Origin of the sequence: Klebsiella sp. P1CD1 (assembly GCF_003790505.1) — a bacterium.
Lineage (GTDB): Bacteria > Pseudomonadota > Gammaproteobacteria > Enterobacterales > Enterobacteriaceae > Klebsiella > Klebsiella variicola.
This window is the reverse complement of record NZ_CP033631.1, coordinates 3,641,306-3,659,910: the sequence shown is the minus strand read 5'-3', so window position 1 is coordinate 3,659,910 and position 18,605 is coordinate 3,641,306. Positions and strand designations below refer to the sequence as shown.

Sequence of the window (18,605 nt, the reverse complement as noted above, 5' to 3'; positions counted from 1 at the left end):
CCAGGCGGATTGCAAAATGTTTGTAAAGATTGCCAGGTATGTAAGAAGGGAGATACGGCCAGGGGGCCGTATCTCCTGCCAGTCAGGCGACGGCGTTCTCTTCCAGCTGACGCATAAACTGGCGAACCCAGTCCATCCGCGTTTTACGCTCTTCCAGATCCTGCATGAATTTCAGGCGCGTCGGCCCGTCCAGCCGGAAGTGCTGGGGCTGCTTCTGCAGCAGGCCGATCAACCACACCGGATTGACGTTGTTTTTCTCGTTAAATTCAATCACGCCGCCTTTTTCGTTGCTTTCCAGTTTGCGGATCCCCAGTTTCTGCGCCTGCTGACGCAGACGGGCAATATCCAGCAGGTTGCGGGCGGCATCGGGCAGGCGGCCAAAACGATCGATCAGCTCGACTTTGATCTCCTCCAGATCGAGTTCGTTTTTGGCGCTGGCAATGCGCTTATAGAATGACAGTCGCGTATTGACGTCAGGGATGAAATCGTCAGGCAGCAGGGAAGGCATGCGCAGTTCGACCTCCGTCTGCTGGCTGGTGAGATCTTCCAGCGAGGGTTCGCGTCCGGCTTTCAGCGCATCGACTGCGTTCTCCAGCAGCTCCATATACAGAGAGAAACCGATGGTTTCCATCTGACCGCTCTGATCTTCGCCGAGCAGTTCCCCGGCCCCGCGAATCTCCAGATCGTGGGTCGCCAGCGCAAAGCCGGCGCCGAGATCTTCCAGCGACGCAATGGCTTCAAGGCGCTTTTGCGCATCGGTGGTCATCGCTTTCGGATGCGGCGTCAGCAGCCAGGCATAGGCCTGATGATGCGAACGGCCAACGCGGCCGCGCAGCTGGTGCAGCTGGGCGAGGCCAAAATGGTCGGCGCGTTCGATGATGATGGTGTTGGCGGTGGGAATATCGATCCCGGTTTCGATGATGGTGGTGCACACCAGCACATTGAAGCGCTGGTGATGGAAGTCATTCATCACCCGCTCCAGTTCGCGCTCCCGCATCTGGCCGTGGCCGATGGCTATCCGCGCCTCCGGCACCAGCTCCGCCAGCTTGTCGGCGGCTTTCTGGATGTTTTCGACGTCATTAAATAGATAGTAGACCTGGCCTCCGCGCAGCGTTTCGCGCAGGATCGCCTCGCGCACCACCAGGGCGTCGTATTCGCGAACGAAGGTCTTCACCGCCAGACGGCGCGCCGGCGGCGTGGCGATGATCGACAGGTCCCGCATCCCGCTCATCGCCATGTTCAGCGTCCGCGGGATCGGCGTGGCGGTGAGGGTCAGGATATCGACATCGGCGCGCATTGCTTTGATGCGTTCTTTGTGACGAACGCCAAAGCGGTGCTCTTCGTCGACGATCAGCAGCCCCAGATCGCGCAGCTTCACCTCGCTCTGCAACAGCTTATGGGTGCCGATTAAGATATCGATTTTGCCTTCCGCGGCCTGCTCGAGGATCTGCGCCTGCTCTTTAGCGCTGCGGAAGCGGGAGAGCATTTCGATGCGTACCGGCCAGTTGGCGAAACGATCGCGGAAGTTGTCATAGTGTTGCTGAGCCAGCAGGGTGGTCGGCACCAGCACCGCCACCTGCTTGTGGTTCTCCACGGCGAGGAAGGCGGCGCGCATAGCCACTTCGGTCTTACCGAAGCCCACATCGCCGCACACCAGGCGGTCCATGGCCAGCGGCTGGCACATATCGCTGAGGACGGCGTTAATCGCCTGCGCCTGATCCGGCGTGGTTTCAAACGGGAAGCCGTCGCAGAACAGCTGATACTGTTCGCGGTCGTGTTTAAAGGCAAAGCCCGCCTTCGCCGCGCGCTGGGCGTAGATATCCAGCAGCTCTGCCGCCACGTCGCGTACTTTCTCAGCCGCTTTTTGTCGCGCCCGGGTCCAGGCATCGCCGCCCAGCTTGTGCAGGGGCGCGTTCTCTTCCGCCCCGCCGGCGTAACGGCTGATAAGATGCAGGGAGGATACCGGAACGTATAGCTTGGCATCGTTGGCGTAAGTCAGCATCAGGTATTCGCCGGTGATGCCGCCGGCTTCCAGGGTGGTCATTCCCGCATAGCGGCCCACGCCGTGCTCCAGATGGACAACCGGCTGGCCGATATGCAGTTCGGCAAGGTTGCGAATGAGGATGTCAGGGTTGATTGTGCGACGTGAATCCTGCCGGCGGCGCGCCACGCGCTCGCCGAGCAGGTCGCTTTCGCAAATCAGCGCCAGGCCGCGCTGACTGTCAATAAACCCGTGTTCGGCGGCGCCAATCATCAGATAGCGGCCATTGCCGGTGGCTTCTTCCAGACGCAGCACGTGTTTTGGCGCAATTTTAATCCGCGCCAGCATTTCGCTCAGCGCTTCACGGCGACCCTCGCTTTCCACGGAGAAGATCACCGGGCCGGTAAAGGACTCGAGGAAGCGGCGCAGATTATCCAGCGGCGCTTTGTTTTGCGCCTGCACCGCGAGATCAGGCAGCGTCTGGTAGCCCAGATTGGTATTCGCCGCTTTGTCCGCCAGGCGCTCGGTTTTCAGCTGTACGCGCGGCCATTTTTTCAGTTCGCCGAACAGCTCATCGCTGCGCAGCCACAGCAGTTCCGGCGGCAGGAGCGGGCGCATCGGATCGACGCCGCGGTTTTCGAAGCGGGCGCGGGCTTCATTCTGGAAACGTTCCGCGCTGGCCTCGAGATCGCCGGTGTTGACGATCAGGGTGCTGGCCGGGAAATAGCTAAATAACGGCGGCAGCGGCTCGCTGAAGAACAGCGGCTGCCAGTATTCGATACCGGCAGGCAGTGTCCCTTTACTGACCTGCTGATAGATATGCTCGGCATCGCGCTTCACCTCAAAACGGTCGCGCCACTGACTGCGGAACAGCTCGATGGCGGTCTGGTCGGTGGGAAACTCGTGCGCCGGCAGCAGGTTAATGGCCGCCACTTCCTCCAGCGTGCGCTGGCTGTCGACGTCGAACAGACGCAGGCTGTCGATTTCATCGTCAAAGAAATCGAGGCGGTAGGGCTGGTCGCTGCCCATCGGGAACAGGTCGAGCAGCGCGCCGCGGGTGGCATATTCGCCGTGCTCCATCACCTGATCGACATGGCGATAGCCGGCGCCCTCCAGCTGATCGCGCAGCGCATCGCGCGACAGGCGCTGGCCCTTTTTCATCACCAGCGCGTGCCCGTGAAGGAAGCTGTGCGGGCAAACGCGCTGCATCAGGGTGCTGACCGGGACGATCAGTACGCCGCGCTGCATGGTGGGTAACTGGTAAAGGGTGGCTAGGCGGGAGGAGATGATATCCTGGTGCGGCGAGAAGCTGTCGTAGGGGAGCGTTTCCCAGTCAGCCAGCCCCATCACCATGCTGTCGGTGAACTGCCTGATCTCGTCGTTCAGACGCAGCGCGTTTTGCATGTCAGGTGCCACCAGCACCACCGGGCCTTTGTGGCGTTCGGCCATCTCTGCCACCAGGGTAGCGCAGGCCGCGCCGGTCAACTCGCCAAGCTGGCGCAGATCACCAGCTTTGGCCGGCAATGAGTATCGATATTGTTCAGGCATAGACGGTTTCATGGTCTCTTGGGGATTCGCTCTGCCGATATGGAGGGCAACTCGCTGATATTCAATAGTGAGATTATCCGCGATTGGTCTGGATTCGCCAACCCGAATTGCCATCAGGTGTTGGTTCAACAAACATCCGGGTTGCGGATAAGCGTAAAGATATATCAGCAAGGTCTTATCTATCCGATTGTATTTGCTTGGTTTTTAGGATTATTGCTAATAAAGTCGTCAGGTATCAGTCATTTACGCTGCTCGTATTCGCTTATATACTCGGGCATCGGCTATCAGCAACCAGATGGATGACATGTACCAACCTGCCGCACTCTTTATCGGCCTGCGCTATATGCGCGGGCGCGCAGCCGACCGCTTCGGTCGATTCGTCTCCTGGCTCTCAACCATCGGCATTACGCTTGGCGTAATGGCGCTGGTGACGGTCCTGTCGGTGATGAACGGCTTTGAACGCGAGCTGCAAAACAACATCCTGGGGCTGATGCCGCAGGCCATTCTTAGCGCCAAACAGGGTTCGGTGAATCCACAGCAACTGCCGGAGCGCGAGGCGAAACTCCAGGGGGTGACCCGCGTGGCGCCGATCACCACCGGTGACGTCGTCCTGCAGAGCGCGCGCAGCGTGGCGGTCGGGGTCATGCTGGGCATTGATCCGGCGCAGAACGATCCCCTGACTCCGTACCTGGTGAACGTCAAACAGAGCGATCTGCAGGCGGGCAAATATAACGTTATTCTCGGCGAACAGCTGGCGGGCCAGCTGGGGGTTAATCGTGGCGATCAAATTCGTGTGATGGTTCCTTCCGCCAGTCAGTTTACGCCAATGGGCCGCGTGCCGAGCCAGCGTCTGTTCACGGTCATCGGCACCTTCGCCGCCAACAGCGAAGTCGATGGTTATCAGATGCTGACCAACATCGACGACGCCTCTCGTTTAATGCGTTATCCGCTGGGGAATATCACCGGCTGGCGCCTGTGGCTGGATAAACCGCTGCAAGTGGATACCCTGAGTCAGCAGACGCTGCCGCCGGGTACCCAGTGGCAGGACTGGCGCGAGCGCAAGGGCGAACTGTTCCAGGCGGTGCGCATGGAGAAAAACATGATGGGCCTGCTGCTGAGCCTGATCGTCGCCGTCGCGGCCTTCAACATTATTACCTCGCTGGGGATGATGGTGATGGAGAAGCAGGGCGAAGTGGCTATCCTGCAAACTCAAGGGCTGACGCCGCGGCAGATCATGGCCGTCTTTATGGTGCAGGGCGCCAGCGCCGGGATCGTCGGCGCGCTGTTGGGAGCCGTGCTTGGCGCGCTGCTCGCCAGCCAGTTGAATAATTTAATGCCAGTCATCGGCGCCTTCCTTGACGGCGCGGCGCTGCCGGTGGCGATTGAGCCGCTGCAGGTTATTGTTATCGCCCTGGTGGCGATGGTGCTGGCCTTGTTGTCTACGTTGTACCCTTCCTGGCGCGCTGCCGCCACCCAACCCGCTGAGGCTTTACGTTATGAATAAGATCCTGCTGCAATGCGACAACCTGTGCAAACGCTATCAGGAAGGCAATGTGCAAACCGATGTCCTGCACAATGTCAGCTTCAGCATTGGTGAAGGCGAGATGATGGCCATTGTCGGCACCTCCGGCTCTGGCAAAAGTACGCTGCTGCATCTGCTCGGCGGCCTGGATACGCCCACCTCTGGCGACGTGATTTTCTCCGGCCAGCCGATGAGTAAACTCTCCACCGCCGCGCGCGCCGACCTGCGTAACCGCGAGCTGGGCTTTATCTATCAGTTCCACCATTTGCTGCCGGACTTTAGCGCGCTGGAAAACGTGGCGATGCCGCTGCTGATTGGCAAAAAGAAGCCAGCGGATATTGAACGCCAGGCGAAAGCGATGCTGCAGGCAGTCGGGCTTGAACACCGCAGCCATCACCGTCCGTCGGAGCTCTCCGGCGGTGAACGCCAGCGGGTGGCGATTGCCCGCGCGCTGGTGAATAAACCGCGGCTGGTGCTGGCGGATGAACCGACCGGTAACCTTGATGCTCGCAACGCCGACAGCATCTTCCAGCTGCTGGGCGAACTGAACGTCGCGCAGCGCACCGCGTTTCTGGTGGTGACCCACGACCTGCAGCTGGCGAAACGCATGAGCCGCCAGCTGGAGATGCGTGATGGCCGTCTGACCGCCGACCTGACCCTGATGGGGGCCGAGTAATGGCGTCTCCGTTATCGTTACTGATTGCATTACGTTTCAGCCGCGGACGGCGGCGCGGCGGCATGGTGTCGCTGATCTCGGTGATCTCCACCATCGGCATTGCGCTGGGGGTGGCGGTGCTGATCGTCGGCCTCAGCGCGATGAACGGTTTTGAACGCGAGCTGAACAACCGCGTGCTGGCGGTGGTGCCGCACGGCGAAATCGAACCCGTGAACCAGCCGTGGAATAACTGGCAGGAGGCGCTGGCGAAGGTGCAGAAGGTGAAGGGGATTGTCGCGGCAGCGCCCTATATTAACTTCACCGGCCTGGTGGAGAGCGGCAGCAATATGCGCGCCATCCAGGTGAAAGGGGTCGACCCGCAGCAGGAAACCCGGCTCAGCGCGCTGCCCACCTTTGTGCAGAATAACGCGTGGGCCGGATTCAAGGCCGGCGAACAGCAGGTGATTCTGGGGAAAGGGGTCGCCGATGCGCTGCACGTGAAGCAGGGGGACTGGGTGTCGATCATGATCCCTAACGCCGACGCCGACCATCAACTGCTGCAGCCAAAACGCGTCAGGCTGCATGTGACCGGAATTTTACAGCTGAGCGGCCAGCTCGATCATAGTTTTGCCATGATCCCGATGCAGGATGCGCAGCAGTACCTGGAGATGGGCAGCAGCGTGACCGGCATCGCCATCAAGGTCACCGACGTTTTCCACGCGAACAAGCTGGTGCGCGACGCCGGCGAGGTGACCAACAGCTACGTCTACATCAAGAGCTGGATCGGCACCTATGGCTATATGTATCGCGATATCCAGATGATCCGCGCCATTATGTACCTGGCGATGGTGCTGGTGATCGGCGTGGCCTGCTTTAACATCGTCTCGACGCTGGTGATGGCGGTCAAAGACAAAAGCGGCGATATTGCGGTGCTGCGCACGCTTGGCGCAAAAGACGGCTTAATTCGCGCGATTTTCGTGTGGTATGGTTTATTAGCCGGATCGGTAGGCAGCCTGTTCGGGGTAGTGATCGGCGTGATCTGCGCGTTGAACCTGACGTCAATCATCAACGGTATCGAATACCTGATTGGGCATAAATTCCTCTCCGGCGACATCTATTTTATTGACTTCCTGCCGTCAGAACTGCACTGGCTGGACGTCTTTTATGTGCTGGTGACAGCACTGTTGCTGAGTTTGCTGGCCAGCTGGTATCCCGCCCGCCGCGCCAGCCGCATCGACCCGGCGAGGGTGCTGAGTGGCCAGTAATTTATCGTCATCGTCGGCTTTGCTGACGACACAAGAGGAATTGCTGAAATGTATTATGGATTTGACATTGGCGGCAGCAAGATAGCGCTGGGCGTATTTAATCAGGAGCGGCGACTGCAGTGGGAAAAACGCGTCGCCACGCCGAAAAGCAGTTATGAGGATTTTCTCCAGGCGGTGGAGGCGCTGGTCCGCGAGGCCGATGAGCGCTTCGACCAGCAGGGGTCGGTCGGGATCGGTATTCCGGGGATGCCGGAAACGGCAGACGGCACGCTGTATGCCGCTAACGTGCCAGCCGCCAGCGGCCGGCCGCTGCGCACCGACCTCAGCGCGCGGCTGGGGCGCGATGTGCGCCTCGATAATGACGCCAACTGTTTCGCGCTGTCTGAAGCGTGGGACGATGAGTTTACGCAATACCCGCTGGTGATGGGGCTGATCCTCGGCACCGGCGTGGGCGGCGGCCTGGTGTTGAACGGTAAATCGATTACCGGACATAGCTATATCACCGGCGAGTTCGGCCATATTCGCCTGCCGGTGGATGCCCTGGAGGTGGTCGGGCGCGATTTTCCGCTGCTGCGCTGCGGCTGCGGCCAGCTGTGCTGCATTGAAAATTATCTCTCCGGCCGCGGTTTCGCCTGGCTGTACGAACATTTTTACCAGCAACCGCTCTCCTCGCCGGAGATAGTGGCGCAGTGGCAGCAGCACGATCCGCGCGCCCAGGCGCACGTTGAGCGCTATCTCGATCTGCTGGCGGTGTGTCTGGGGAATATACTGACCATTGTCGACCCGGATTTACTGGTGCTCGGCGGTGGATTATCTAACTTTACGGCCATTAGCGAAGGGCTGGCGCAACGATTGCCGCGCCATCTTCTGCCGGTCGCCAGGGTTCCGCGCATTGAGCGCGCACGCCACGGCGATGCCGGGGGAATGCGCGGTGCGGCCTTCCTTCACCTGACCCATTAATCACAGAGGTAGCTATGCAGTCGCGCCGTTTACATCGATTGAGCCGTTTTCGTCGCAATAAACGTCGGTTGCGTGACCGTCTGCGTCAGCGGATTTTCTTTAGGGAGGACAGGATGAAACCTGAAGCGATGGCAAAACCGAGAGTGGTGGTGTTAACCGGCGCGGGCATCTCGGCAGAGTCGGGGATCAAAACCTTCCGCGCGGCGGATGGCCTGTGGGAAGAGCATCGGGTGGAAGATGTGGCGACGCCGGAAGGCTTCGCCCGCGATCCGGCGCTGGTGCAGGCGTTCTACAACGCCCGTCGTCGCCAGCTGCAGAGCCCGGAGATCGCGCCGAACGCGGCGCATCTGGCGCTGGCGCGTCTGGAAGATCTACTGGGCGACCATTTCCTGCTGGTCACCCAGAATATTGATAATCTGCACGAGCGCGCCGGCAACCGCCGGGTGATCCATATGCACGGCGAGCTGCTAAAGGTGCGCTGTTCGTGGAGCGGCCAGGTGCTGGAGTGGACCGGCGACGTCACCGCTGAGGACAAATGCCACTGTTGCCAGTTCCCGGCGGCGCTGCGTCCGCACGTAGTCTGGTTTGGCGAGATGCCGCTGGGGATGGATGAGATCTACAGCGCGCTGGCCGACGCGGATATTTTTATCGCCATCGGTACCTCCGGCCATGTCTATCCGGCGGCTGGCTTTGTGCACGAGGCGAGGCTGCACGGCGCCCATACCGTTGAACTGAACCTGGAACCCAGCCAGGTGGGCAGCGAGTTTGCCGAGAAGCACTACGGGCTGGCAAGCGAAGTGGTGCCTGCCTTTATCGATAAGCTGCTGCAGGAAAACCCGCTATAAACTGAAGCCGCCTGCCGGTAGCCAGGGCCCTGGCCACTGCTTCCGGCAGCGCTGCTGACAAGGATGAAACGTCATGACAGGAGTCAGACCATGCATAATCCGCTGGTTATCGAAGCGATCATGTTGATCGCGGCCATTATCGTTGGCGTCTGGAGCCAGCGCGCTTTACCGCTACACGCCGATAGTCGGCCGATCCTTTTCATACTGTGCTATCTCATCAGCATCGGCAGCGTGTTGTGCCTGCTGCTGGATATCTTAGCCCTGCTGTTCACCGGTCAGGTCGCGACAGGTAGTGTTGTGCGGATATACGGCCCGTTGCTGCTGCTGGTGGTGCTGTGGAAACCTCTCAACTGGGTTGTCGGCATCATTGAAGATTTTGTGCAGCGGCGAGCCGAAAAAGGGAAGGGCAAAGGCCAGCGCGACGGTGGACGACGCTGATCGTTTTCCGCTGCGCCACACACGCTATCGCCCGGCCCGCTGCCGGGCGATACCCGCCCTGAGCAATGACCTGCCTGTTATGATTTCGTCTTTTTCCTCCTGAATCATTTCTTACTCTATTTTGTGCGTGACCGCTGATTTCTGTACGTTTTTTTGTGCAGACCGGCAAATGTAGACCAGATTCAATAGGCGCTCGCACGATCGCGTCGCGACCCTGTTCCCTGCCGGAAGTCTGTAAAGGAGACCCCGTAATGCCGTCACCGATGATTTATCAGGATCTCACCACTGCCGCGCTGCTTGGCCATGCGGCGCAATATCACAGCGAGACCGAGATTGTCTCGGTGAGTACTGGCGGTGAGCAGGAGCGCAGCAGCTGGGGGGAGGTGGCCAGCCGCGCTCAGCGGCTGGCGTCGGCGCTGGCGTCGCTGGGGCTGCCGCCAGGCGCCCGCTGCGCTACCCTGGCATGGAACAATCGCCGCCACCTGGAGATCTATTTTGCCGTCGCCTCCGGCGGCTGGGTGACACACACTGTCAACCCGCGGCTGTCGGTTGACCATCTGCGGTATATCCTCAACGACGCTGCCGACGAAGTGCTGTTTTTTGACCAGACCTTTCTGCCACTGGTGGCGCAGCTGCTGCCGCAGCTGCCGACGGTGAAACACATCGTGCTGATGGAACCCCGCAGCGAAGCGGCGCTCAGCCAGTTGCCCTCATTGCTGTTTTTTGACGATCTGTTGCAGCAGGGGACAGTAGACTATCGCTGGCCGCAGCTCAATGAACTGACCCCAGCTTCGCTCTGCTACACCTCGGGAACTACCGGCCGGCCGAAAGGGGTGTTGAATACCCATCGTTCGCTGGTCCTGCACGCCCTGAGCGGCAACCAGCCGGACGCCGCCGGCATATCGGCGAAGGACAGCCTGTTGCCGGTGGTGCCGATGTTCCATGTCAACGCGTGGGGGACGCCGTTTATCGCCGCTATGGTCGGCGCGCGGCTGGTGCTGCCGGGGCCGCACCTCGATGGCGACAGCCTGCTGCAGCTGCTGGCCGCCGAGAAGGTAACGGTGGGGTTTGGCGTGCCGGTGATCTGGGCCGGCTTGCTGGCGGCGATGCGCAGGACAGAGGTCCGGCTGCCTGAATTTAAACGTGCACTGGTTGGCGGCTCCGCGCTGCCGCCGTCGATGGCCGAGGCCTTTCAGCGTGATTACGGCATTGAACTGACCCACGCCTGGGGAATGACCGAAACATCGCCTATCGGCACCATCAACACGCCGTTGAGCAAACATGACGCGCTCCCGGCACAGGAGCAGCAAAAGCAGCGCGCCGGTCAGGGGCGGCCCATATTCGGCATCGAACTGCAGGTAGTGGACGTGGATGGCGAACCGTTGCCCCGGGATGGTCAAAGTCAGGGGTATCTGCAGGTCAGAGGGCACTGGGTGGTGGAGCAGTACTATGGTCAGGACGCGAGCGCCCTGACCGCGGGAGGCTGGTTTGATACCGGCGATATCGGTACGCTCGACGCCAATGGTTATCTGGTGATCTGCGATCGGGCAAAGGATATTATCAAGTCCGGTGGCGAGTGGATCTCCACCGTTGAGCTGGAGAATATCGCCATCGCGCATCCGGCGGTGCGCAGCGCGGCGGCCATCGCCGCCCGTCATCCGCGCTGGGACGAGCGGCCGGTGCTGCTGTGCGTTCGCGCGGAAGGGGGCGAAGTGGAAGAGACCGATCTGCTGACCTGGTTTGAGACGCGGGTGCCAAAGTGGCAGATCCCGGACCGGGTGATATTTGTCGACGCGCTACCGGTCAGCGCCACGGGTAAGGTGCTCAAAAATCAACTGCGCCAGGCCTACGGAGAGATTTTAATGAGTGAGGGAAAATGAGCCATGCGCGACCCGGTCTGACGACCTGCTCTCAGTATGATGCTGCCCTGTACGCCTTGTCGGCGGCGCGCCAGCGTTGGGCGGAAACCTCAGTGAACCGTCGTCTGGCGCTGCTACGCCAGATCAAGGATGCCCTGGCTGGTATTGCCCCGGCGTGGGTGGCCGCGGCGGCGGCGGCCAAAGGGCTGCCGGCGGGCGATCCGCTGGCGGGGGAGGAGTGGCTGGCGGGCCCCTGCGCGCTAATGGTCGGCTGCAACGGGCTCATCGCCACCCTGGAGCAGCTGGAAGAGAAGACCTTTCTGCGGCGGATCCCGCTGCGGACGCTGGCGGACGGCCGCCTGGCGCTGCGGGTGGTGCCCGGCACGCTCTGGGATCGACTGTTGCTGTCTGGAGTTCGCGCTGAGATATGGATGCAGCCAGGCGTCACCCGGGCCCATCTCGACCGCTATGCGGCGCGGGCATACGACATCCCGCCGACCGCGCGGCAGGGCAAGCTGGCGCTGGTGCTTGGCGCCGGCAATGTGGCCTCGATTGCGCCACTGGATGTGCTACACAAGCTGTTTATTGAAAATCAGGTCTGCCTGCTGAAGCTCAACCCGGTGAATGATTATCTGCACGATCTGCTGGCCCAGGCCCTGGCACCGCTGATTGCCATGGATGCGCTCCGCATCGTCACCGGCGACGCCCAGGCGGGAGCATGGCTGACCAGCCATCCCGCTGTCGATGAGATCCATATCACCGGCTCTCGCGAGACCCATGACGTCATCGTCTGGGGCGACGGTGAAGCGGCTCGCCAGCGTCGGGCCGCCGGGACGCCGCTGAACCCGCGTCGGGTGACTTCGGAGCTGGGCGGCGTCAGCCCTACCATTATCGTACCCGGGCCGTGGAGCGAGGCGGATATTGCGTTTCAGGCGCAGCAGCTGGCGACGCAGAAGATGAACAACGGCGGGTTTAACTGCGTGGCCAGCCAGGTGCTGATCCTGCAGCAGGGCTGGGAGCCAGCGACGGGCTTGCTGAATCAGCTGTACCGACTGATCGCCGCGAATACCCGCCCGGACTACTACCCCGGCGCTGAAAAACGGCTGACCGACTTTCGCCTGCGCGCCCGCCAGCCGCTGGAGATAGCGCGCGGCGACGCGCTGCCGTTGATTGTGGCGAACACCGACGATGACCCGGCGCTCTGTCAGCAGGAGGTCTTTGGCCCGGGGCTGTCGGTCACTCGTCTTGAGGCCGACAGTGCGGAAAGTTTTCTGCGCCAGGCGATCGGCTATGCGAATCAGCGGCTGCAGGGCACGCTGGGGGCCAATATTGTGATCCATCCGCGCACCCGCAAAGCGATTGGACGTAAGCGTTTTAACGCGTTAATCGCTGAGCTGCGCTACGGCACGGTGGCGATCAACTGCTGGAGCGGGGTGGCCTTCCTGTTGGCCTCTTGCCCGTGGGGCGCGTTTCCCGGCCACACGCTCGACGATATTCAGAGCGGGCAGGGCAAGGTGCATAACAGCTTTATGCTGGAGAAAACCGAGCGCACGGTGATTGAGGCGCCGTTTCGGCCGTTTCCGCGCAGTCTGTGGCATGGCGAACTGACGCTGATGCCCCTGCCGCCCTGGTTTATTACCCACCGGGGGCAGGAAGCGGTGGCGCAGAAGCTGGTGGATTTTTATCATCGGCCGCGCTGGCGCAAGCTGCCGGCGATCCTCTGGCGCGCGCTGAGGGGCTAAGGTGAGAGCAAAAAAAAGGCGGAACCGCGGTTCCGCCCTGCGGGATTAGCGGCCCGCTTTCAGCTTCTGGTAATACTCTTCATAAATGGCGCTGGCGCTGCCGACGTCATTCTGCCATTCGCCTTTCTCAATGGTCGCAGCGTCCGGATAGAGCGATTTATCGTTGGCCACTGCCGGGCTGAGCATTTTGCGCGCCGCCAGGTTTGGCGTGGGGTAGCCGATGGTTTCCGCGACCTGTTTGGCGACATCCGGGCGCAGCAGGAAGTTAATCAGCTTCAGCGCGCCGTCGACGTTTTTGGCATTCGCCGGGATCGACAGGCTGTCCATCCAGAAGATGCCGCCTTCTTTCGGCCAGATCACCTCCAGCGGGGTACCGGCCTGGCGTGCGACGTAAGCCGAGCCGTTCCATACCATCCCGAGGTTCACTTCGCCTTCCATATACGGGTTCGCCGGGTTATCGGAGTTAAACGCCGCGACGTTAGGCATTAACTTTTTCAGCTCGTTATAGGCGGCTTCAATCTCTTTCGGGTCGGTGGTGTTGCCGGAATAGCCCAGCTTACGCAGCGCCATCTGGAACACTTCGCGCGCGTCGTCGGTCAGCAGCAGGCTGCTTTTGTATTCCGGCTTCCACAGGTCGGCCCAGCTGGTGATGGTTTTCGGATCAATCGCATCGCTGTTGACGCCGATAGCCGTCGCCCCCCAGATATAGGGAATGGAGTAGTCGTTATTCGGATCGAACGGTTTGTTCAGCATCTGCGGATCGAGGTTGCTGAAGTTAGTCAGCTTACTCTTATCGATCTTCTGCAGCATCCCTTCTTTACGCATCTTGTCGACGAAGTAGGTCGACGGGACGACCAGGTCGTACGCGCCGTCTTTATAGGTCTTGAGCTTGGCATACATGGTTTCGTTCGACTCGTAGGTCGAATAGATGACCTTGATGCCGGTCTCTTTGGTGAACTGCTCCAGCAGGCCCGGCGGTACGTATTCGGTCCAGTTATAAAAATAGAGCGTTTTGCTATCGTCCGCGTGCGCGGCGCTCATGCCGATTGCCAGAGCGCCGGCTGCGAGCAGGTGGCGTGACCATTTTTTCATTTTAACGTCCCCTGAGTTTTATCACGTGCAATTAACTGACTGGCGATGACCATCACCAGCGACAGAACCAACAGAATCGTGGCCAGGGCGTTCACCTCAGGCGAAACGCCAACCTTGACCATCGAATAGATCTTCAGCGGCAGAATTTCATATCCCGGACCGGTCACGAACGAAGAGACCACCACGTCATCCATCGACAACGTGAAGCTCAGCAGCCATCCGGCGGCGACCGCCGGCAGGGCCAGCGGCAGGATGATTTTGCGCAGGATGGTCATCTCGCTGGCGCCCAGATCTTTCGCCGCCTCCAGCATCCGCACATCAAAGCCTTTCAGCCGGGAGTAAACGGTGACCACCACAAACGGCAGGCAGAAGGTGATATGCGAAAACAGCAGCGACCAGAAACCAAGCTGAATACCGATCAGCATAAACAGCACCAGCAGGGAGATGGCCATGACAATATCGGGCGACATCATCACCACAAACAGCATGCCGCTAACGAACGGCTTGCCGCGAAAGCGGTAGCGGTACAGCGCCACGGCGGTCAGCGAGCCGATAAGGGTGGCGAAGGTTGCCGACAGCACCGCCATGGTCAGGGAATGCTGGGCGGCCTGCAGCAGGCTATCGTTGTTCATCAGCAGGCTATACCAGTCGGTGGTGAACCCCTGCCAGTTGATACCAAAGCGCGACCGGTTAAACGAGTTAACGATCAGAATAATAATAGGGATGTAGAGATACGCGTAGATGGCGGTCATAAAGCCGCCGCGCAGCAGTCGACCGATCATTCCAGCTCCACCTTTTTATTCAGCAGGCGCGCCGCGCGCCAGTAAATCAACAGCATCAGGCCCATCACCAGGGTTAAGGTAATGCTGGTTGCCGCGCCGAACGGCCAGTCGCGAATATTCAGGAACTGACTCTTGATCACGTTGCCGATCAGCAGGTTCTTGGCGCCGCCCATCAGGTCGGAAACGTAGAACAGCCCCATCGCCGGCAACATCACCAGCAGACAGCCGGCGATGATCCCCGGCATGGTCAGCGGGATGATAATGCGGATAAAGGTCTGCAGCTTGCTGGCACCGAGATCTTTCGCCGCTTCCAGCAGCGGGCGATCCAGTTTCTCAATGCTGGAGTAGAGCGGCATCACCATAAACGGCAGCAGGATATACACCAGGCCGATAATCACCGCCGAGGGGGTGAACATAATGCGTATCGGCGTGTCGATCACCCCTAACCACAGCAGGAACTCGTTCAGATAGCCTTTGGTACTGAGGAAAATCTTCAGCCCGTAAATACGGATCAACGAGTTGGTCCAGAAGGGGACGATCAGCAGAAACAGCAGCAGGGGGCGCACCTTCTGCGGCAGCCGGGCGAGGAACCACGCAAACGGGTAGCCCAGCGCCAGGCAGGCGAGGGTCGCCAGCAGCGCCATGTTCAGTGAATGCAGCAGCACGTCGTAGTAGAGCGGATCCAGCAGCCGCGAGTAGTTGTCCAGCGTGAAGACCAGCTTGACGAAGTTGGCGTCGTCGCGGGTCAGAAAGCTGGTGGCGATGATCATCAGGTTGGGCAGGAAGACAAACAGCACCAGCCAACCGACGATGGTGGCGATCACCACATTCTGGAATTTACTGGAGTTCTTCATCGGCCAGCACCACCTCCCAGCTCTCCACCCAATTGATAGACATTTTCTGGTCAAGAGAGTGGTCGAAATCCGGGTCGTCTTCGTTAAAGAACTCGCTGACCATCACCATTTTGCCGTTTTCCAGCTCGACCACCGACTCAAGGGTCATCCCCTTATAGTTACGCTCTCGCACATAGCCGATCAGGCCGTCGGCGTCGCTGTTGTGGTGGATCTCATCGACGCGCAGATCTTCCGGGCGCAGCAGGACGTGCAGACGCTGGCCGGCCTCCACGGCAAAATTGACGGTGATGTTGCACTCCCGTCCTTCGACACTGGCACGCACGCGCTGCTCGTCGAGGCGCTCGATCACGGTGGCGTCGAAGATATTGATCTCGCCGATAAAGCTGGCGACGAACAGGTTTTTCGGCTCTTCGTAGATCTCTCGCGGGGTGCCGTCCTGTTCGATTTTGCCATCGCGCATGACCACGATGCGATCGGACATGGTCAGGGCCTCTTCCTGATCGTGGGTCACGAAGACGAAGGTGATCCCGAGCTTACGCTGCAGCGCTTTCAGTTCGTTCTGCATCTGCTTGCGCAACTTGTAATCCAGCGCCGAAAGGGATTCATCGAGCAGCAGCAGGCGCGGTTTGTTAACCACCGCGCGGGCGATGGCCACGCGCTGCTGCTGGCCGCCGGAGAGCTGGTGCGGTTTGCGCTGGGCAAAGTCTTCCAGCTGTACCATCTTTAAGGCATCCAGAACCCGCGGGGTGATTTCCGCCGCCGGGGTTTTCTGCATCCGCAGGCCAAAGGCGACGTTCTCGAATACCGTCATATGCGGAAACAGGGCGTAGCTTTGAAAGACGGTATTGACGTGGCGGTTTTCCGCCGGGACATGGGTGATATCGTGATCTTCGAGATGGATCCGTCCGCTGTCGACGTTTTCCAGGCCGGCGATAAGGCGCAGAACGGTGGTTTTACCGCAGCCAGAGGGGCCAAGCAGGGTGAGAAACTCACCATTGTTGATGGTCAGGTTAAGGTTATCGATGACCGTTTTACCATCAAAGCTCTTGCGAATTCCCGCCAGTTGCACCAGCGGCGAACGCGAACGCGGTTGTATATTCAATTTTTGACTCTGTCCCATGTAGACGCAACGGAAACTTCCGACCGCTGCGGGGTTTGTGATTAACCACCTTTGGGGTTGCACGTTTTTAATAAGGGCCAGCATTCTACGGCAAACGAGGGTAATCGCCAATCCTTGATACGCCTGCATAGTCTACCTTTACACCATAACGTCGGTTCCGTTATTAAATTTCGCTTTACGGGCTAAGAATGACCTGACGCAATATTTGTCTTTTCTGGCTTATGAATAATGTTGTCACAAAAGAAGAGGGTGGCTACATGGATAAATTGCTTGAGCGTTTTTTGCAGTACGTTTCTTTGGACACGCAGTCGAAGCCTGGCGTTCGTCAGGTCCCCAGCACGGAAGGGCAGTGGAAGCTGTTACGCCTGTTGCAGGCGCAGCTGGAAGAAATGGGACTGATCAAGGTAACGCTGAGTGAAAAAGGGACGGTAATGGGAACCCTGCCCGCCAACGTGGAGGGCGATATCCCGGCCATCGGCTTTATCTCTCACGTCGATACTTCCCCGGATTTCAGCGGTAAAAACGTTAATCCGCAGATTGTCGAAAACTATCGCGGCGGCGATATCGCGCTGGGCATCGGCGATGAGGTGCTCTCCCCGGTGATGTTCCCGGTTCTGCATCAGCTTTTGGGGCAGACGCTGATCACCACCGACGGGAAAACGCTGCTGGGGGCGGACGACAAGGCCGGCATCGCCGAGATCATGACCGCGCTGGCGACCCTGCAGGCGAAAAACATCCCTCATGGCGATATCCGCGTGGCCTTCACCCCCGATGAAGAGGTCGGAAAAGGGGCGAAGCATTTCGATGTCGAGGCCTTTGATGCCCGCTGGGCCTATACCGTCGACGGCGGTGGCGTGGGGGAACTGGAGTTTGAAAACTTCAACGCCGCCTCGGTGACCATTAAGATTGTCGGCAATAACGTGCATCCCGGCACCGCAAAAGGGGTGATGGTCAACGCGCTGTCGCTGGCTGCGCGCATTCATGCCGAAGTGCCAGCCGACGAGGCGCCGGAGACCACCGAAGGTTATGAAGGCTTTTATCACCTCACCAGCATCAAAGGCAGCGTGGATCGGGCCGAGATGCACTACATCATCCGCGATTTTGACCGCAAGCACTTTGAGGCGCGTAAACGCAAGATGATGGAGATCGCCAAAAAGGTCGGCAAGGGGCTGCACCCGGACTGCTATATCGAGCTGGTGATCGAGGATAGTTATTACAACATGCATGAGCAGGTGATCGCCCATCCGCACGTGGTCGATATTGCCCGCCAGGCGATGGTGGACTGCGATATTGAACCGCAGATGAAGCCGATCCGCGGCGGCACCGACGGCGCGCAGCTCTCGTTTATGGGACTGCCGTGCCCGAATCTGTTTACCGGCGGCTACAACTATCACGGCAAACATGAGTTTGTCACCCTGGAAGGGATGGAGAAGGCGGTGCAGGTGATCGTGCGTATCGCCGAGCTGACGGCAACACGAAAAGGGAAATAGCCTTCGCAACCAGGCCGCTCATTCTGCTTGTCGCACAAGATGCCGGATGGCGGCTAACGCCTTATCCGGCCTACGACTCGTGCGATCTGATGCTAATTTACCCACTTGCGCGACTGAAACTGCCGGTGTTGGCGGCCTCAAAATCGCTGAGACGTTCCCGGAAGGCAGGGGCAGCCCGCATGGATGCGGGCTGAGGGCCGTGTTTTGCACGGACGCTGCCTCGGCCCGACCCGAAGCCTGCAGGGATAAGTCGAAGGCACCACGAAGTGGCGATTTTGCTGGCCGGAGCCCGGGGGTACAGGGGGCGGCGGCGACTGGCCGCCCCCTGTGCGCTCCCTACTTCATGAGTAACATAACGCAGAATACATATTGGGAGCGCAATCTGCTCGGAAATAACACAGAACAAACGTTTTTCCCGGGTCGAAACCGTTGCAAACCGATACAGGAGCTAC

Annotated in this window: 14 protein-coding genes and 1 pseudogene; 10 read left to right on the top strand and 5 right to left on the bottom strand. The window is 59.8% G+C overall.

The window, feature by feature from the left end; genetic code table 11:
- Positions 1-82: 82 nt before the first annotated feature.
- Entirely contained in the window at positions 83-3,529 is a 3,447-nt protein-coding gene (mfd, locus tag DTA24_RS18290; RefSeq protein WP_012542229.1) for a transcription-repair coupling factor, read from the bottom strand.
- A gap of 39 nt (positions 3,530-3,568) precedes the next feature.
- On the opposite strand from mfd, the pseudogene DTA24_RS28310 reads away from it, so the two are divergent.
- The 9 genes and pseudogenes from DTA24_RS28310 to DTA24_RS18245 form a co-directional block, all read left to right on the top strand.
- Positions 3,569-3,691: pseudogene (locus tag DTA24_RS28310) on the top strand (hypothetical protein); the annotation flags it as partial.
- Positions 3,692-3,833: 142 nt separating this feature from the next.
- Positions 3,834-5,033: a lipoprotein-releasing ABC transporter permease subunit LolC gene (lolC, locus tag DTA24_RS18280; RefSeq protein ID WP_046622379.1), complete on the top strand. Its 1,200-nt coding sequence runs from the start codon at positions 3,834-3,836 to the stop codon at positions 5,031-5,033.
- Entirely contained in the window at positions 5,026-5,727 is a 702-nt protein-coding gene (lolD, locus tag DTA24_RS18275) for a lipoprotein-releasing ABC transporter ATP-binding protein LolD (RefSeq protein WP_002900798.1), read from the top strand. The genes lolC and lolD overlap by 8 nt, the downstream gene beginning before the upstream one ends.
- The gene (gene lolE / locus DTA24_RS18270; RefSeq protein ID WP_012542227.1) at positions 5,727-6,971 is read left to right on the top strand and encodes a lipoprotein-releasing ABC transporter permease subunit LolE; all 1,245 of its coding nucleotides are present in this window, start codon (positions 5,727-5,729) and stop codon (positions 6,969-6,971) included. Before lolD ends, lolE begins: the two co-directional genes overlap by 1 nt.
- A 48-nt stretch (positions 6,972-7,019) precedes the next feature.
- The gene (nagK, locus tag DTA24_RS18265) at positions 7,020-7,931 is read left to right on the top strand and encodes an N-acetylglucosamine kinase (RefSeq protein WP_123837016.1); all 912 of its coding nucleotides are present in this window, start codon (positions 7,020-7,022) and stop codon (positions 7,929-7,931) included.
- Between the two features lie 14 nt (positions 7,932-7,945).
- Positions 7,946-8,776, top strand: a complete 831-nt coding sequence (gene cobB / locus DTA24_RS18260; RefSeq protein ID WP_008806007.1) for a Sir2 family NAD+-dependent deacetylase — start codon at positions 7,946-7,948, stop codon at positions 8,774-8,776.
- A 90-nt stretch (positions 8,777-8,866) separates the two neighbouring features.
- Positions 8,867-9,214: a hypothetical protein gene (locus DTA24_RS18255; RefSeq protein ID WP_123837015.1), complete on the top strand. Its 348-nt coding sequence runs from the start codon at positions 8,867-8,869 to the stop codon at positions 9,212-9,214.
- Positions 9,215-9,465: 251 nt separating this feature from the next.
- The gene (locus tag DTA24_RS18250) at positions 9,466-11,094 is read left to right on the top strand and encodes a long-chain fatty acid--CoA ligase (protein WP_023322319.1); all 1,629 of its coding nucleotides are present in this window, start codon (positions 9,466-9,468) and stop codon (positions 11,092-11,094) included.
- Complete coding sequence (locus tag DTA24_RS18245) at positions 11,091-12,815, top strand: aldehyde dehydrogenase family protein (protein ID WP_080928807.1); 1,725 nt, start codon at positions 11,091-11,093, stop codon at positions 12,813-12,815. Before DTA24_RS18250 ends, DTA24_RS18245 begins: the two co-directional genes overlap by 4 nt.
- A 45-nt stretch (positions 12,816-12,860) precedes the next feature.
- On the opposite strand, the gene potD is transcribed toward DTA24_RS18245, so the two are convergent.
- From potD to potA, 4 genes are read right to left on the bottom strand one after another with little or no spacing between them, the layout of a single operon-like run.
- A complete protein-coding gene (gene potD / locus DTA24_RS18240) occupies positions 12,861-13,907 on the bottom strand; it encodes a spermidine/putrescine ABC transporter substrate-binding protein PotD (RefSeq protein WP_008806018.1) in 1,047 nt (348 codons plus the stop codon).
- On the bottom strand, positions 13,904-14,689 hold the full coding sequence (potC, locus tag DTA24_RS18235; RefSeq protein ID WP_012542218.1) for a spermidine/putrescine ABC transporter permease PotC: 786 nt from the start codon (positions 14,687-14,689) through the stop codon (positions 13,904-13,906). The genes potD and potC overlap by 4 nt, the downstream gene beginning before the upstream one ends.
- On the bottom strand, positions 14,686-15,543 hold the full coding sequence (gene potB, locus DTA24_RS18230; protein WP_008806020.1) for a spermidine/putrescine ABC transporter permease PotB: 858 nt from the start codon (positions 15,541-15,543) through the stop codon (positions 14,686-14,688). The genes potC and potB overlap by 4 nt, the downstream gene beginning before the upstream one ends.
- Positions 15,527-16,663 (bottom strand): spermidine/putrescine ABC transporter ATP-binding protein PotA, encoded by a 1,137-nt coding sequence (potA, locus tag DTA24_RS18225; RefSeq protein WP_008806021.1) that lies wholly within the window; start codon positions 16,661-16,663, stop codon positions 15,527-15,529. Before potA ends, potB begins: the two co-directional genes overlap by 17 nt.
- Positions 16,664-16,920: 257 nt before the next feature.
- On the opposite strand from potA, the gene pepT reads away from it, so the two are divergent.
- Positions 16,921-18,153 (top strand): peptidase T, encoded by a 1,233-nt coding sequence (pepT, locus tag DTA24_RS18220; protein ID WP_016160629.1) that lies wholly within the window; start codon positions 16,921-16,923, stop codon positions 18,151-18,153.
- The last annotated feature ends 452 nt before the right edge of the window (positions 18,154-18,605 follow it).

Excerpts from the sequence above, each read along its gene's own strand:
- potD (WP_008806018.1), bottom strand. The coding sequence starts at position 13,907 with ATGAAAAAATGGTCACGCCACCTGCTCGCAGCCGGCGCTCTGGCAATC.
- potB (WP_008806020.1), bottom strand. The coding sequence starts at position 15,543 with ATGAAGAACTCCAGTAAATTCCAGAATGTGGTGATCGCCACCATCGTC.
- DTA24_RS18245 (WP_080928807.1), top strand. The coding sequence starts at position 11,091 with ATGAGCCATGCGCGACCCGGTCTGACGACCTGCTCTCAGTATGATGCT.
- pepT (WP_016160629.1), top strand. The coding sequence starts at position 16,921 with ATGGATAAATTGCTTGAGCGTTTTTTGCAGTACGTTTCTTTGGACACG.
- lolC (WP_046622379.1), top strand. The coding sequence starts at position 3,834 with ATGTACCAACCTGCCGCACTCTTTATCGGCCTGCGCTATATGCGCGGG.
- lolD (WP_002900798.1), top strand. The coding sequence starts at position 5,026 with ATGAATAAGATCCTGCTGCAATGCGACAACCTGTGCAAACGCTATCAG.
- mfd (WP_012542229.1), bottom strand. The coding sequence starts at position 3,529 with ATGCCTGAACAATATCGATACTCATTGCCGGCCAAAGCTGGTGATCTG.
- cobB (WP_008806007.1), top strand. The coding sequence starts at position 7,946 with ATGCAGTCGCGCCGTTTACATCGATTGAGCCGTTTTCGTCGCAATAAA.
- lolE (WP_012542227.1), top strand. The coding sequence starts at position 5,727 with ATGGCGTCTCCGTTATCGTTACTGATTGCATTACGTTTCAGCCGCGGA.
- nagK (WP_123837016.1), top strand. The coding sequence starts at position 7,020 with ATGTATTATGGATTTGACATTGGCGGCAGCAAGATAGCGCTGGGCGTA.
- DTA24_RS18250 (WP_023322319.1), top strand. The coding sequence starts at position 9,466 with ATGCCGTCACCGATGATTTATCAGGATCTCACCACTGCCGCGCTGCTT.
- DTA24_RS18255 (WP_123837015.1), top strand. The coding sequence starts at position 8,867 with ATGCATAATCCGCTGGTTATCGAAGCGATCATGTTGATCGCGGCCATT.
- potC (WP_012542218.1), bottom strand. The coding sequence starts at position 14,689 with ATGATCGGTCGACTGCTGCGCGGCGGCTTTATGACCGCCATCTACGCG.
- potA (WP_008806021.1), bottom strand. The coding sequence starts at position 16,663 with ATGGGACAGAGTCAAAAATTGAATATACAACCGCGTTCGCGTTCGCCG.